The organism is Pseudomonas sp. NFACC24-1 (genome assembly GCF_900115235.1).
Classification (GTDB): domain Bacteria; phylum Pseudomonadota; class Gammaproteobacteria; order Pseudomonadales; family Pseudomonadaceae; genus Aquipseudomonas; species Aquipseudomonas fluorescens_AA.
Genome location: NZ_FOVS01000006.1, coordinates 1 through 15,077, shown reverse-complemented (window position 1 = coordinate 15,077; position 15,077 = coordinate 1). Strand labels below are relative to the sequence as shown.

The 15,077-nt window shown below is 60.1% G+C and carries 12 protein-coding genes; 7 read left to right on the top strand and 5 right to left on the bottom strand.

Going from position 1 to position 15,077, the window contains the following annotated elements; all coding sequences use genetic code 11:
* Both gyrB and gabP read left to right on the top strand, forming a co-directional pair.
* Complete coding sequence (gyrB, locus tag BM317_RS07760) at positions 1 to 2,418, top strand: DNA topoisomerase (ATP-hydrolyzing) subunit B (protein WP_060739906.1); 2,418 nt, start codon at positions 1 to 3, stop codon at positions 2,416 to 2,418.
* A gap of 300 nt (positions 2,419 to 2,718) precedes the next feature.
* A complete protein-coding gene (gene gabP, locus BM317_RS07755; protein ID WP_092167949.1) occupies positions 2,719 to 4,113 on the top strand; it encodes a GABA permease in 1,395 nt (464 codons plus the stop codon).
* 155 nt (positions 4,114 to 4,268) lie between these two features.
* Here gabP and BM317_RS07750 read toward each other — a convergent pair whose 3' ends face one another.
* Positions 4,269 to 5,003 (bottom strand): response regulator transcription factor, encoded by a 735-nt coding sequence (locus BM317_RS07750; protein WP_092167944.1) that lies wholly within the window; start codon positions 5,001 to 5,003, stop codon positions 4,269 to 4,271.
* Positions 5,004 to 5,236: 233 nt separating this feature from the next.
* On the opposite strand from BM317_RS07750, the gene BM317_RS07745 reads away from it, so the two are divergent.
* Positions 5,237 to 6,751 (top strand): sensor histidine kinase, encoded by a 1,515-nt coding sequence (locus BM317_RS07745; RefSeq protein WP_092473807.1) that lies wholly within the window; start codon positions 5,237 to 5,239, stop codon positions 6,749 to 6,751.
* Between the two features lie 190 nt (positions 6,752 to 6,941).
* On the opposite strand, the gene BM317_RS07740 is transcribed toward BM317_RS07745, so the two are convergent.
* The 4 genes from BM317_RS07740 to glyQ all read right to left on the bottom strand — a co-directional run bounded on the left by BM317_RS07740 (position 6,942) and on the right by glyQ (position 11,343).
* Positions 6,942 to 7,721 carry a lysophospholipid acyltransferase family protein gene (locus tag BM317_RS07740; protein WP_092167935.1) on the bottom strand — a complete coding sequence of 260 codons (780 nt, stop codon included), beginning with the start codon at positions 7,719 to 7,721 and terminating at the stop codon, positions 6,942 to 6,944.
* Between the two features lie 80 nt (positions 7,722 to 7,801).
* Complete coding sequence (gene gmhB / locus BM317_RS07735) at positions 7,802 to 8,335, bottom strand: D-glycero-beta-D-manno-heptose 1,7-bisphosphate 7-phosphatase (RefSeq protein ID WP_060739901.1); 534 nt, start codon at positions 8,333 to 8,335, stop codon at positions 7,802 to 7,804.
* A 3-nt stretch (positions 8,336 to 8,338) separates the two neighbouring features.
* Positions 8,339 to 10,393 carry a glycine--tRNA ligase subunit beta gene (glyS, locus tag BM317_RS07730; RefSeq protein ID WP_092473805.1) on the bottom strand — a complete coding sequence of 685 codons (2,055 nt, stop codon included), beginning with the start codon at positions 10,391 to 10,393 and terminating at the stop codon, positions 8,339 to 8,341.
* Entirely contained in the window at positions 10,390 to 11,343 is a 954-nt protein-coding gene (glyQ, locus tag BM317_RS07725; RefSeq protein ID WP_003177094.1) for a glycine--tRNA ligase subunit alpha, read from the bottom strand. The genes glyS and glyQ overlap by 4 nt, the downstream gene beginning before the upstream one ends.
* Before the next feature lie 81 nt (positions 11,344 to 11,424).
* Here glyQ and BM317_RS07720 point away from each other — a divergent pair, with 81 nt between their 5' ends.
* From BM317_RS07720 to BM317_RS07705, 4 genes are all read left to right on the top strand, one after another.
* Positions 11,425 to 11,982 carry a DNA-3-methyladenine glycosylase I gene (locus BM317_RS07720; protein ID WP_060739899.1) on the top strand — a complete coding sequence of 186 codons (558 nt, stop codon included), beginning with the start codon at positions 11,425 to 11,427 and terminating at the stop codon, positions 11,980 to 11,982.
* A gap of 43 nt (positions 11,983 to 12,025) precedes the next feature.
* Positions 12,026 to 12,913 carry a lysophospholipid acyltransferase gene (locus tag BM317_RS07715; RefSeq protein WP_092167931.1) on the top strand — a complete coding sequence of 296 codons (888 nt, stop codon included), beginning with the start codon at positions 12,026 to 12,028 and terminating at the stop codon, positions 12,911 to 12,913.
* Between the two features lie 161 nt (positions 12,914 to 13,074).
* Complete coding sequence (locus tag BM317_RS07710; protein WP_092167928.1) at positions 13,075 to 13,800, top strand: hypothetical protein; 726 nt, start codon at positions 13,075 to 13,077, stop codon at positions 13,798 to 13,800.
* 271 nt (positions 13,801 to 14,071) lie between these two features.
* Positions 14,072 to 14,860: an SDR family NAD(P)-dependent oxidoreductase gene (locus BM317_RS07705; protein WP_092473803.1), complete on the top strand. Its 789-nt coding sequence runs from the start codon at positions 14,072 to 14,074 to the stop codon at positions 14,858 to 14,860.
* Positions 14,861 to 15,077: the final 217 nt, after the last annotated feature.

The following is a 15,077-nucleotide window of genomic DNA, read 5'->3' as shown; positions in this document are numbered from 1 at the left end:
TTGAGCGAAGAAAATACGTACGACTCAACGAGCATTAAAGTGCTGAAAGGCCTGGATGCCGTACGCAAACGTCCCGGTATGTACATTGGTGACACCGACGATGGCAGCGGTCTGCACCACATGGTGTTCGAGGTGGTCGACAACTCCATCGACGAAGCCCTCGCCGGCCATTGCGACGACATCAGCATCATCATCCATCCGGATGAGTCCATCACCGTTCGCGATAACGGCCGTGGCATCCCGGTAGACGTGCACAAAGAGGAAGGCGTTTCCGCCGCCGAGGTCATCATGACCGTCCTCCACGCTGGCGGTAAGTTCGACGATAACTCCTACAAGGTCTCCGGCGGTCTGCACGGCGTAGGTGTATCGGTGGTGAACGCGCTGTCCGAACAGCTTGTGCTCACGGTACGTCGCAGTGGCAAGATCTGGGAACAGACCTACGTCCATGGCGTGCCTCAGGCACCGATGGCGATCGTTGGCGACAGCGAATCCACCGGCACCCAGATTCACTTCAAGGCGTCGAGCGAAACCTTCAAGAACATCCACTTCAGCTGGGATATCCTGGCCAAGCGGATTCGCGAACTGTCCTTCCTCAACTCCGGTGTCGGCATCGTCCTCAAGGACGAGCGCAGTGGCAAGGAAGAGTTGTTCAAGTACGAAGGTGGCCTGCGGGCGTTCGTTGAGTACCTGAACACCAACAAGACCGCGGTCAACCAGGTGTTCCACTTCAACATCCAGCGTGAAGACGGCATCGGCGTGGAAATCGCCCTGCAGTGGAACGACAGCTTCAACGAGAACCTGTTGTGCTTCACCAATAACATTCCACAGCGCGACGGCGGTACCCACCTGGTGGGCTTCCGTTCGGCGCTGACCCGCAACCTGAACAACTACATCGAACAGGAAGGCTTGGCGAAGAAGCATAAAGTCGCCACCACCGGTGACGATGCCCGCGAAGGCCTGACGGCGATCATTTCGGTGAAGGTGCCGGATCCGAAGTTCAGCTCCCAGACTAAAGACAAGCTGGTGTCTTCCGAAGTGAAGACCGCGGTCGAACAGGAAATGGGCAAGTATTTCTCCGACTTCCTGCTGGAGAACCCGAACGAAGCCAAGCTGGTGGTCGGCAAGATGATCGACGCCGCCCGTGCCCGTGAAGCCGCGCGCAAGGCCCGTGAGATGACTCGCCGCAAAGGCGCCCTGGACATCGCCGGCCTGCCGGGCAAACTGGCCGACTGCCAGGAAAAGGACCCTGCCCTGTCCGAGCTGTACCTGGTGGAAGGTGACTCTGCTGGCGGTTCCGCCAAGCAGGGCCGCAACCGTCGCACCCAGGCCATCCTGCCACTCAAGGGCAAGATCCTCAACGTCGAGAAGGCGCGCTTCGACAAGATGATTTCCTCCCAGGAAGTCGGCACCTTGATCACCGCGCTGGGCTGCGGCATTGGCCGCGAAGAGTACAACATCGACAAGTTGCGCTATCACAACATCATCATCATGACCGATGCTGACGTCGACGGTTCGCACATCCGCACCTTGTTGCTGACGTTCTTCTTCCGCCAGTTGCCGGAGCTGATTGAGCGCGGCTACATCTACATCGCCCAGCCGCCGCTGTACAAGGTCAAGAAAGGCAAGCAAGAGCAATACATCAAAGACGACGACGCCATGGAAGAGTACATGACGCAGTCGGCCCTGGAAGACGCGAGCCTGCACCTGAACGAAGATGCCCCGGGTATTTCCGGTGAAGCCCTCGAGCGCCTGGTCAACGACTTCCGCCTGGTAATGAAGACCCTCAAGCGCCTGTCGCGCCTGTACCCACAGGAACTGACCGAGCACTTCATCTACCTGCCAGCCGTGAGTCTGGAGCAACTGTCCGATCACGCAGCGATGCAGGATTGGCTGGCCCAGTATGAAGTACGCCTGCGCACCGTGGAAAAATCCGGCCTGGTCTACAAAGCCAGCCTGCGCGAAGACCGTGAGCGTAACGTCTGGCTGCCGGAGGTCGAACTGATCTCCCACGGCCTGTCGAACTACGTCACCTTCAACCGCGACTTCTTCGGCAGCAACGACTACAAGACCGTCGTATCCCTTGGCGCGCAACTGAGCACGCTGCTGGACGAAGGTGCGTACATCCAACGGGGTGAACGCAAGAAAGCCGTGACCGAGTTCAAGGAAGCCCTTGAATGGCTGATGGCGGAAAGCACCAAGCGCCACACCATCCAGCGATACAAAGGTCTGGGTGAAATGAACCCGGATCAGCTGTGGGAAACCACCATGGACCCAAGCTCGCGCCGGATGCTGAAAGTCACCATCGAAGACGCCATTGGCGCGGACCAGATCTTCAACACCCTGATGGGTGATGCGGTCGAGCCTCGCCGTGACTTCATCGAGAGCAATGCGTTGGCAGTGTCCAATCTGGATTTCTGATCCTTCTGCAAACCCCGCTCCGACAAAAAGCCAACGCACATGCGTTGGCTTTTTTTTTACACCGAAAATACCCATTCCTTCTAAGACCCATTGGTCAAAAAAGGGTGTAACTGGGTAACACCCTGGCATAAAGCCTTCATTCTCAATGGGTTAGAATCGGGTGAAGACCCCGGATACCGGGGGCTTGGATTTCCTGGCGCAAAACTTGCGTGTTTAATAACTTACACACCGTTTTTTTAAATTTACAGAAGCGATGTGTCGAGATGGTACGAATAAATCCAAATGCCAAGGGTAGTCTCAATGAGCGGTACGCAAACTTCCGATAATCTGGCCCAAGGGCTCAAGCCCCGTCATGTGACGATGCTTTCCATCGCCGGTGTGATTGGCGCCGGTCTGTTCGTCGGCTCCGGCCATGCGATAGCAGCAGCTGGTCCGGCCGTGTTGTTTGCCTACGCTGCCGCAGGTGCCTTGGTGGTGCTGGTGATGCGGATGCTGGGGGAAATGGCGGTGGCGTCGCCGGACACGGGTTCCTTCTCGACGTATGCGGACCGGGCGATTGGTCATTGGGCGGGGTTCACCATCGGCTGGCTCTACTGGTGGTTCTGGGTCCTGGTGATTCCGCTGGAGGCCAACGCTGCCGCAACGATCCTGCATGCCTGGTTCCCGAATGTGGCGATCTGGGTCTTCACATTGGTCATCACCCTGCTGCTGACGGTCACCAACCTGTTCAGTGTGAAGAATTACGGAGAGTTCGAATTCTGGTTCGCCCTGGTCAAGGTGGTGGCGATCATCGGCTTCATCGGGCTCGGTGTGATGGCGATATTCGGTGTTCTGCCAACCAGCCAGGTCAGCGGTGTTTCGCACCTGTTCGACACCCAGGGCTTCCTGCCCAATGGCATGGGCGCGGTGTTGGGGGCGATCCTGACCACTATGTTTTCGTTCATGGGCACCGAGATCGTGACCATCGCGGCGGCCGAATCGAAGAATCCTGGCCAGCAGATTTCCAAGGCGACCAACTCGGTGATCTGGCGGATTGGCTTGTTCTATCTCGTTTCCATTTTCATCGTCGTCGCCCTGGTGCCCTGGAACGACCCGCTTCTGGCCAGTGTTGGCTCCTACCAGACGGTGCTGGAGCGCATGGGCATCCCCAATGCCAAGCTGATCGTCGATATCGTGGTCCTGGTGGCGGTCACCAGTTGCCTGAACTCGGCGCTGTACACGGCTTCGCGCATGATGTTCTCGTTGGGCAAGCGCGGTGATGCACCGGCCGTTTCCCAGCGCACCAACAAGAGCGGCACGCCTCACTGGGCAGTGATGCTGTCGACCGGCGCGGCCTTTTTGGCGGTGTTCGCCAACTACGTGGCGCCGGCGGCGGTCTTCGAGTTCCTGCTGGCCAGCTCTGGCGCCATTGCGTTGCTGGTGTACCTGGTCATTGCGGTTTCGCAATTGCGTATGCGCAAACAACGCATGGCTCGCGGGGAAAAAATCGCTTTCAGCATGTGGCTGTTTCCCGGCCTGACCTACGCGGTGATTGTCTTCATCGTCGGAGCCTTGACCATCATGCTGTTCCAGGAAGCCCATCGCGTGGAGATCCTCGCGACGGGTCTGCTGAGTGTCTTGGTGGTGATCTCCGGTGTGCTGATCCAGCGTCGTCGGATCGCAAAAACAGGAAGCCTGGTACCGACGATCGGGTGATATCCATTGTGTGGCGAGGGGATTTATCCCCGTTGGGCTGCGCAGCAGCCCTAAAGCAGTGAATTCAATCTTCCAGGCACACTGAGGTGCCTGGTTGGGGGGCTGCTGCGCAGCCCAGCGGGGATAAATCCCCTCGCCACGGATGCATCCAATATCTAGCTCGCGACAGACGCCTCACTCCCCGCCGCCACACTCTCCAACCGATACCCATACCCGTAGATCGTCAGCAACTGCCAACCGCGATCCGCCGTCAGCCCGAGCTTGTTGCGCAGGCGATAGATATGGGTGTCGAGTGGCCGCGACGAGGTCATTTCCTCGTGGGTCCAGAAGCGTTCATAGAAATATTCCCGGGACAGCGGCCGGCCCAGGTTGGCGAACAGGCATCGGGCCAGGCGGTATTCCCGTTCGGTCAGGCTGATGGGAATGCCGGCGCGGGTGATGGTCAGTTCGGCGTCGTCGAACGCCAGGTCGTTGAACACCAGTATGTCGCTGGCGGGCGCGCGTTGCAGGTTGTGACGGCGCAGCACGGCCGTGACCCGGGCCTTGAGCTCGTTAGGCCTGAAGGGTTTGCTCACGTAGTCGTCGGCGCCGGCGTTGAGGGCCTGGACGATGTCGTGCTCACCGTCGCGGCTGGTCAGCATGATGGCGGCCGGTGGCGAATCCATGTGCTCGCGGGTCCAGCGCAGCAATGAAAGCCCGCTGATGTCTGGCAGTTGCCAGTCGAGGATCAACAAGTCGAAGGTTTCCCGCCGCAGTTGTCGCAACAAGGCTTCCCCTCGTTCAAAACTGTGCAGGATCCAGGCTTGCTCGCCTCTGCCGGGGATTTGTTGCAGCGTCTGTTCTACCCGGCGCAACTCGGCCGGTTCATCGTCCAGTATGGCGACACGCATGGAATGCGATTCCTTGATCTCGAGAGTAACGGACATCTTCAGGTGGCAATGAAAGGCAGCCAGTGGCTGATTCATTGACCTGTCGCTGGCTGCGACAATACCGGCTCGCGACACAGAGGGAAAGGCAGCAGCGCACCACCTATCGAGTCCGTTATAGTCGTGGGCTTTCAAGCCTGTCGACTGAGGCAGGCCAGTGAAGATATCCACCGTCCTTGAGTTCGGCCAGGAGGCCTATGAGTAACCAGCGTCGCCGTGAAAGTCGTGAACCCACCCAGGTTCAGCGGTTGTTTCGACAGTTGGTGCGGGAGTGGTTGTGGATAAGTCTGCTGCTGTTGCCGATGACGGCCTTGCTGTCATTGAGCAGCCAATCCACAGGCCATTCAGGCGCCGCATTGCTGTCGGTGTGCCTGGTGGGTTGTGTGTTGGGCTTGCTGCTGTTGCGCCCACGCCTGGCCCTGTGGACAACGGTGGGTGGCATGAGCCTGGCCCTGTTGATCAGTGCCATGCTCGGCGCGCGGGGGTGGTGGTGGTCGCCCATGGCGAGTGTGCTGGGGATCATGTTCGGCTACCTGATCTGGAATTGGCGACGGCTTAGCGTGGTGTTGGCCTATTTCGGTTGGGAGCTGGCACGCCTGGACGCCGAGCCCAAGGTCTTCCCGGAGCGTCGCCGCGCCTCCTATACCGGTAGTGACCGTTTACAGGGCCAGATCATGGCCCTGGAACAAGCTATGAGCCGAACCCGCGACACCCGGCGCTTCATTGCCGACGGCTTGGAATACTTGCCGGTGGCAACCATGATCAGCGATCCCCAAGGCAAGTTGCTGCTGGGTAATCGAAAGGCGCGCGAGCTGTTCGGCCATGGCTTGGCGGGCGGCGATGTGCTGGAGCATCTTGGGCAATTGGGTTATCCGGGGCTGGAACACGGGACGCATCACCGTTTATCCACATTGCCCTTGGTGGAGTTTCGCGACATGCGCGAGCGCAGCTTGCGCCTGGAACGGGCTGCGCTGTTGCCGGTGGATGGCGATGCGCCGATTGGCTGGTTGCTGAGCCTCACGGACCTGAGCGCCGAACGTGAGGCGGAAGAACAGCGCAGTGTCATGTTGCGGTTCCTCTCCCATGACTTGCGCGCCCCTCACTCGGCAATCCTTGCGCTGCTCGATGTGCAGCGGCATCAGGTGGGTGGCGATCATCCGCTGTTCGACCAGATCGAGCGCCAGGTACGGCGCGCCTTGGACCTGACCGAGGGCTTCGTACAACTGGCCAAGGCCGAATCCGAGGCCTATCAATTCCAGCCAACGCTGTTCGCCATGCTGGTGTTGGACGTGCTCGATCAGGCGCTGCCCATTGCCCAGGCAAAGCGTATTCGGTTGGTTCACGAAATAGAGGATGAAGACGCGATGGTGCGGGCGGATCAATCGTTATTGACCCGTGCCCTGTTCAATCTGCTGGAAAATGCCATCAAGTACAGTCCGCCCGATGCCTGCATTTCCCTGCAGGTTCATTGCATCTCGGGTTGGTTGATCTGCAATGTCGCCGACCAAGGCAAGGGCATCAGCGCCGAAGAACTGCCGGACCTGTTCAGTCAGTACCGGCGGTTTTCCTCGGCCCAAGGGGTCGATGGAATTGGCCTGGGATTATCGATGGTCAAGGCCGTGGTCGACCATCACGAGGGGAAAATCGAGTGTCGTAGCGTGGTGGGTAAAGGCACGACGTTCAGCCTGCGCTTCCCGTTATTGGAAGATTGAACAGATCGCAGCCTTCGGCAGCTCCTACAGGACGTATCCAATCCCCGAAGGCTACGATTTTTTGCTGCTATAAAAACTTATGCACCTGAACGTGGGTTTTATGTGTTTAGGAAATATGTATTAAAAACATAGGCTTACCACATAAAATCAACGGATTTCGAAAAAACGGTACACAGGTTATCCACAGATCTCAAACAGCAGCTTGTTCCGTGGAAACTTCCGCAACAGGGCCTGGAGGAAGCGAGCCCATTTCCCGTTGAGCCTGTTCATTCCAGGCTTGTACGCGGTCATTGAGCTCGGCGATGGCGCGGGGCCCAGTGCCTTCGGCATACATCGGTGCGCCGATCACCACGGTGATGACGCCTGGTGTTCTTATCCAACCTGCCTTGGGCCAGAATTTGCCGGCATTGTGTGCAATCGGCAGCACCGGCAGGTTCGCGTTCACCGCCAATGCGGAACCGCTGCGGGAGAACTTGCCAATCGTCCCGTAAGGAACACGAGTGCCTTCGGGGAAGATCAGCACCCAGGTATTGTCCTTGAGCAGTTCGTCGCCCTTTTTCGCCACTTGCTTGAGCGCCACTTTGGGATTGTCGCGATCGATGGCAATCGGGCGCAGCATGGCCATGGCCCAGCCAAAGAACGGTACGAACAGCAGCTCACGCTTGAGGACCTGGCTCAACGGCTCGAAATAGGCCGAGAGAAAGAACGTCTCCCAGGTGCTCTGGTGGTTGGACTGGATCACGCAGGGCCGGTCCGGCACGTTCTCGGCGCCTTTCACTTCATAGCGAATGCCCAGGAACACCTTGCTCAGCCACAGTGCGCAGCGGCACCAGTACACGTTGATGAAACGGTAGCGCGCCCTGAACGGCAGGAAGGGCGCGATAAAAAAACTCAGGGTGCACCACAGCAAGGAGCTGGTGCCCAGCAGCAGGTAAAAGAGAAAGCTTCTGATGGCCTGCAATATCGACATAGCGGCGTTTACCGTTGCGGGCAATGCCCGCCTGTTCAAGCGCTTCCCGAACAGTCCTTGATCAGGATGTGTTGGGAGCTCTAATTGTGGATAAGTTCAGCGGCAATCGCCGCCAGGTCGTCAAAAATCAAGGTGCCCACCGGCAGGGTCTTGCCCAGAGTCTTCTCGCCTTTCCCGGTCTTTACCAAAACTGGCTGACAATCGACGGCCTTGGCCGCCTCCAGGTCACCGAGACTGTCACCGACGAACCACACACCTGCCAAGGCCACATCGTAATGCGCGGCAATGGTTTTCAACATGCCCGGCTTGGGCTTGCGGCAATCGCAGCCGTCGTCCGGCCCATGCGGGCAATAGACGATCAAGCCGACTTCCCCGCCCTGCTCCGCCACCAGGGCGCGCAGGCGCTCATGCATGGCGTCCAGGACGGTGAGGTCATAATAACCGCGGGCAATGCCCGACTGGTTGGTGGCGACCGCCACCGTCCAGCCGGCCTTGCTCAACTGCGCGATGGCTTCGATCGAACCGGGCAGCGGCAACCACTCCTCCACCGATTTGATGTAAGCGTCGGAGTCGTGATTGATCACCCCGTCCCGATCGAGAATCAGCAGTTTCAAGCGTTACCCCAGCAACGAAATATCGGCGACGCCGAGGAACAGCCCACGCAGACGCGCCAGCAGCGCGTAACGGTTGGCCCGTACTTTGGCATCTTCGGCGTTGACCATCACCGCCTCGAAAAACGCATCCACCGGTTCGCGCAGTGCCGCCAGGCGCGCCAGGGTTTCGCTGTACTGACGCGCCGCCGCCATTGGCTGGACCGCCTGGTCCGCCTGCTGGATCGCCGAGTACAGGGAAAACTCGTTGGCGTTGTCGAAATACTTGGCTTCGACGGTGGCCGCGATGTTGCCTTCGGCCTTGCCCAACAGGTTCGATACCCGCTTGTTCACCGCGGCCAGTGCGGCGGCTTCCGGTAGTTTGCGGAAGGCTTGCACCGCTTGTACGCGCTGGTCGAAGTCCAGGGCCGAACCCGGTTTCAGGGCTCGCACCGACAGGTAGGTGGCGACGTCGACGCCTTCATCTTCATAACGCGCACGCAGGCGGTCGAAGATGAATTCCAGCACCGCATCGGCCAGGCCGGCAGCCTTGACCTTGCTGCCGAACGCGTTGACGGCGAATGCCACGGCGTCGTTCAGGTCCAGGTCCAGTTGCTTGTCGATCAGGATCCGCAACACACCCAGGGCCGCACGACGCAAGGCATACGGGTCTTTGCTGCCGGTGGGCAGCATGCCAATGCCGAAGATGCCGACCAGGGTGTCGAGCTTGTCGGCGATCGCCACGGCCGCACCGGTCAGGGTGGTTGGCAGTTCAGCGCCGGCACCGCGGGGCATGTACTGTTCGTTCAGGGCCAGCGCCACGTCCTGCGGCTCGCCATCGTTGAGGGCGTAGTAGTAACCGGCGACGCCTTGCATCTCCGGGAACTCACCGACCATCTCGGTGGACAGGTCGCACTTGGACAGGATGCCGGCACGGGCCGCGCGCTGGGCGTCGCCGCCGATGCGTGGGGCGATGAATGCCGCCAGTTTCGAAACGCGCTCGGCCTTGTCGTAGACGCTGCCGAGTTTTTCCTGGAACACCACGTTGCGCAGGCGCTCGTTGAAGCTTTCCAGGGGCTGTTTCTTGTCTTGCTTGAAGAAGAACTCGGCATCGGTCAGGCGCGGGCGAACGACTTTTTCGTTACCGGCGATGATCTGTTGCGGGTCCGTGCTTTGGATGTTGGCAACCGTGATAAAGCGCGGCAGCAACTTGCCTTCGGCGTCCAGCAGGCAGAAGTACTTCTGGTTGTCCTGCATGGTGGTGATCAGCGCTTCCTGCGGCACTTCAAGGAAACGTTCCTCGAACGAGCACACCAGCGGCACTGGCCATTCCACCAGCGCGGTCACTTCGTCCAGCAGGTTGGCCGGCACGATGGCGGTGCCTTCCTGCAGGGTGGCCAGCTCTTCGGTGCGCTTGCTGATCAGCTCGCGCCGCTCGTTGGCGTCGGCCAGTACGTAGGCGGCACGCAGGTCGGCCAGGTAGTTGGCCGGCGAGGTGATGCGCACGCTCTGTGGATGATGGAAGCGGTGACCGCGGGAGTCGCGACCGGCTTTCTGGGCCAGGATCGTGCAATCGATGACCTGGTCACCGAGTAACATCACCAGCCACTGGGTTGGACGTACGAATTCTTCCTTGCGCGCGGCCCAGCGCATGCGCTTGGGGATCGGCAAGTCATTGAGGGAGTCTTCGACGATGGTCGGCAACAGGCTGGCGGTCGGCTTGCCCTTGATGCTCTGGCTGTAGCGCAGCTTCGGGCCGCTCTGGTCGATTTCGCTCAGGTCCACGCCGCACTTCTTGGCGAAGCCCAGGGCGGCCTGGGTCGGGTTGCCGTCGGCATCGAACGCGGCCTGGCGTGGCGGGCCGTCGAGGTTGATGCTGCGGTCCGGCTGCTGGGTCGCCAGGGCGGTGATCAGCACGGCCAGGCGGCGCGGCGCGGCGTACACCTGTTTGGCTTCGTAGCTCAGGCCAGCGGCTTGCAGGCCTTTGTCGATACCGGCCAGGAACGCATCGGCCAGGGTATTCAGGGCTTTGGGTGGCAGTTCTTCGGTGCCCAGTTCAACCAGAAAATCTTGAGCACTCATTGTGCAGCCTCCAGCTTAGCCAACACTTCATCACGCAGGTCCGGGGTCGCCATCGGGAAGCCCAGCTTGGCACGGGCCAGCAGGTAGGCTTGCGCAACGGAACGCGCCAGGGTGCGTACACGCAGGATGTATTGCTGGCGCGCGGTCACGGAAATCGCCCGGCGTGCGTCCAGCAGGTTGAAGGTATGGGACGCCTTCAACACCATTTCATAGCTCGGCAACGGCAGCGGTTGATCCAGTTCGATCAGGCGCTTGGCTTCGCTCTCGTAGAAATCGAACAGCTCGAACAGCTTCTCGACGTTGGCGTGTTCGAAGTTGTAGGTCGACTGCTCCACTTCGTTCTGGTGGAACACGTCGCCATAGGTCACTTTGCCGAACGGGCCGTCGGCCCACACCAGGTCGTAGACCGAATCCACACCCTGCAGGTACATGGCCAGGCGTTCGAGGCCGTAGGTGATTTCGCCGGTGACCGGGTAGCACTCGATGCCGCCCGCCTGCTGGAAGTAGGTGAACTGGGTCACTTCCATGCCATTGAGCCAGACTTCCCAGCCCAGGCCCCAGGCGCCCAGGGTTGGCGACTCCCAGTTGTCTTCGACGAAGCGAATGTCGTGCACCAGTGGGTCGAGGCCCACGTGCTTGAGGGAGCCCAGGTACAGTTCCTGGAAGTTTTCCGGGTTCGGCTTCAGGACCACCTGGAACTGGTAGTAGTGCTGCAGGCGGTTCGGGTTTTCGCCGTAGCGGCCGTCAGTCGGGCGGCGGCTGGGCTGCACATAAGCGGCGTTCCAGGTTTCCGGGCCGATGGCACGCAGAAACGTGGCTGTGTGGAAAGTGCCGGCGCCTACTTCCATATCGTAGGGCTGAAGTACCACGCAACCTTGCTCGGCCCAGTATTGCTGGAGGGCGAGGATCAAGTCTTGGAAGGTACGCACGGCTGGCGTAGGCTGGCTCACGAAATTCACCTGTTTCTTGGGCTGCGATTTAAAGAGCGGGAGTATACCCGATTCGTTCGTGCGCACGCCCCCTGGAGCCTTATGCCACGCTGCTTTTGGTGTTCTGACGATCCGTTGTACATGGCTTATCACGATCAGGAGTGGGGCACGCCGCTGCGCGATGCGCAGGGTTTGTTCGAGTTGCTTTTGCTCGAAGGGTTCCAGGCGGGGCTGTCCTGGATCACCGTTTTGCGCAAACGCGAGCGTTACCGGGAAGTGTTGTACGGCTTCGATGTGCAGCGCGTGGCGCAGATGAGCGACGCGGAAATCGATGAGCTGATGCTCGACCCGGGCATCATCCGCAACCGCCTCAAGCTCAAGGCCGCCCGTCGCAATGCCCAGGCCTGGCTGGCGCTGGAAGACCCGGTGGCGTTCCTCTGGTCGTTCGTGGGCGGCAAACCCATCATCAACCATTTCAAGGATCGCAGCGAAGTGCCGGCCATCACGCCCGAGGCACTGGCGATGAGCAAAGGCCTGAAAAAAGCCGGGTTCACTTTCGTCGGGCCGACCATTTGCTACGCCTTGATGCAGGCCTCGGGCATGGTCATGGATCACACCCAAGACTGCGACCGCTACGCCGAGTTGGTAAACGGCGGTTAGAATAGCCGGCTCGCAACACGGCCCATACATTCAGGAGTGACCTGTGGATAAGTTGAAAGGCGCCTTGCTGGTCGGCGCTCTGCGGTTGTTTGCGCTGCTGCCCTGGCGAGCGGTGCAGGCGGTGGGCTCGGCGATTGGCTGGCTCATGTGGAAATTCCCCAACCGTTCCCGCGACGTGGTGCGGATCAACCTCGCCAAGTGCTTTCCCGAGATGGACCCGGCCGAGCGCGAGCGGCTGGTGGGCCAGAGCCTCAAGGACATCGGCAAATCCCTGACCGAAAGCGCCTGCGCCTGGATCTGGCCGGCCCAGCGCTCCATCGACCTGGTGCGCGAAGTCCAAGGCCTGGACGTGCTGAAAGAAGCCCTGGCCTCCGGCAAAGGCGTGGTGGGTATCACCAGCCACCTGGGCAACTGGGAAGTGCTCAACCACTTCTATTGCAGCCAGTGCAAACCGATCATTTTCTACCGCCCGCCCAAGCTCAAGGCAGTGGATGAATTGCTGCAAAAGCAGCGCGTACAGCTGGGCAACAAAGTCGCCGCATCCACCAAGGAAGGCATCCTCAGCGTCATCAAGGAAGTGCGCAAGGGCGGCCAGGTGGGCATCCCCGCCGACCCGGAACCGGCCGAATCCGCCGGCATCTTCGTGCCCTTCTTCGCCACCCAGGCCCTGACCAGCAAGTTCGTGCCGAACATGCTCGCCGGCGGCAAGGCGGTCGGCGTCTTCCTTCACGCCCTGCGCCTGCCGGACGGCTCCGGCTACAAAGTCATCCTCGAAGCCGCGCCAGAGGCCATGTACAGCACCGACACCGAAACCGCCTGCGCGGCCATGAGCCAAGTGGTGGAGCGCTACGTGCGGGCTTACCCGAGCCAGTACATGTGGAGCATGAAACGCTTCAAGAAGCGCCCGCCGGGCGAGGCGCGGTGGTACTGACCTGCCGCACACCGCTCCCCCTGTGGGAGCGGGCTTGCTCGCGATAGCGCCCTAACAGCCGCCACATAACTAACGGACTTCACCCCACGCCATCTCCCCTCCTAAAGCTCGGTCCCCGGCTGTCGATAACCCGATGTATCCGCCAATCATGGACCGATGAAATGGAACTCTCCCTTAGCACTGCCTCTATCCCTCCAGCCAACACCAACCTCACCCGTTCCGAGCAGAAGTTGGTCACCAATCCTCCAGCAGGCTCCGTAAAGGAACTGGCAAACGGCGGCCCAGCAGCCATCTACCACCCCAGTGAGGAGACTCAAACCACGGTGGGAACACCGGTGTTTACCGTCACCTGGATCGGTCGACCCCAATCGCCAGATTTTCCGCGATATGCCGCGATCACCGCGGGAGCGAAAAGCACGCTGACCACCTCCTTCGAGACATTCCAGTCAACGTTGTCAGCGACCCACCCGGATTTGGCCAGCAAGAAATACGGCTTCACCGTCGAGGCCGACGGCAAGCTGAAAGTGCTCAACTCGGCTGGCCAGCTCAGCAGCTCGGACGCCCAGCGGCTGACGGATCTGCTCAACGAATCCACCGATCTGAAAGCCGCAGCCGTTGCGTTCCGCGACGCCTCCATCGACATGGTCGACGCCGACTCGCCATGGTCCGGCAGCTATCTGGGTCTCTACAACCTGACCAAGGAAAACTTCGCCAGTACCATCGACCTGGCGCCGATGCTCAAGCGCGCCGGCTCGGTGCCGCCCCAGGAATTTTCGGACGGGCTGTTTTTCAACCAGCTGGCGTACAAAGGTGAACGGGCGACGCGAGAGACGGAAGCCGCGATGCTTGAACGGCGTGCTGCGCAGCGATTCAGCGCGCAGGCCTGAAAGCCGTGTCTACCGAACCGTGTGGCGAGGGAGCTTGCTCCCGCCGGGCTGCGCAGCGGCCCTTCCCCATGATCAGCTATGAGCTGGCGGTGTGGTCGGCTTCCTGATGGTTGTTTGACCACGAGGAGGCGCAAAGCCTCAATCGTGTCCATGATTAAGGGCCTGCGATATCGGCGACGTTGGGATGGCAAAGCCATCTCTAAATCCGTCGGACTACCGTCCAGTCAGGAATATCGCACTTCCTCTGGTTCATTAATCAAGGAGTCCCCTCATGAACATCGTTTTCACCGGACGTCAGGTCCTGGTCACTGGGTCCACCAGCGGTATCGGTTTTGCCACAGCCAAAGGTTTTCTCGAAGCCGGCGCTCATGTAGTCATCAACGGTCGCAGCCAGAGCAGCGTGGACGACGCATTGCAGCGCCTGGGTGCCCTTGCTTCAAATGCCGTCGGTTTCGTTGGCGACCTGAGCAATGAATCAGGCTGCCAGGCACTGATCGCCAAGCACCCCAGCTTCGATATCGTCATCAACAACCTGGGCATTTTCAAACAGGAGGATTTCTTCGAAACGCCGGACAGCGAATGGCAGCGGTTCTTCGAAACCAACGTGATGTCAGGCGTGCGTGTTTCCAGGGCCTACGCGCAAGGCATGGTCGAGCGCGGTTGGGGGCGGATTGTGTTTGTTTCGTCGGAATCGGGCGTGAACATTCCTGCCGACATGATCCACTACGGCTTCACCAAGACCGCCCAACTGTCCATCGCTCGCGGCTTGGCCAAGCGCCTCGCCGGCACGGGCGTGACGGTGAACTCGGTGCTGCCTGGGCCGACGCTTTCCGAAGGGGTTGCCCAGATGCTCCAGGCAGACGTCGAGCGCAGTGGAGAAAGCCTGGAAAAGGTCGCGGCGGATTTCGTCAACGAGCACCGCAGCACCTCGATCATCCAGCGCGCGGCACGCGTCGAGGAAGTTGCCAACATGATCATCTACGCCAGCTCGGAGCAGGCCTCGGCCACTACGGGGGCGGCGCTGCGTGTCGATGGTGGTGTGGTGGATAGCATCGTTTAGAGGGCTATGACACGTTGCAAAAAAACGCCGCTTCCTCATGAGAGATAAGCGGCGTTTTTTGTTTTGGAAGCAACATGGGTTGATTCGACCGGCGTTGGAGTGGTGAAGGGATGGTTCAGCCCACTCTGTTTTCCATCAGTCGATCCGAGCCACCTTCGGCCACACGGTTTTCTATCAACCGATCCGAACCGCCTTCAGCTACGCGTTTTTCGATCAG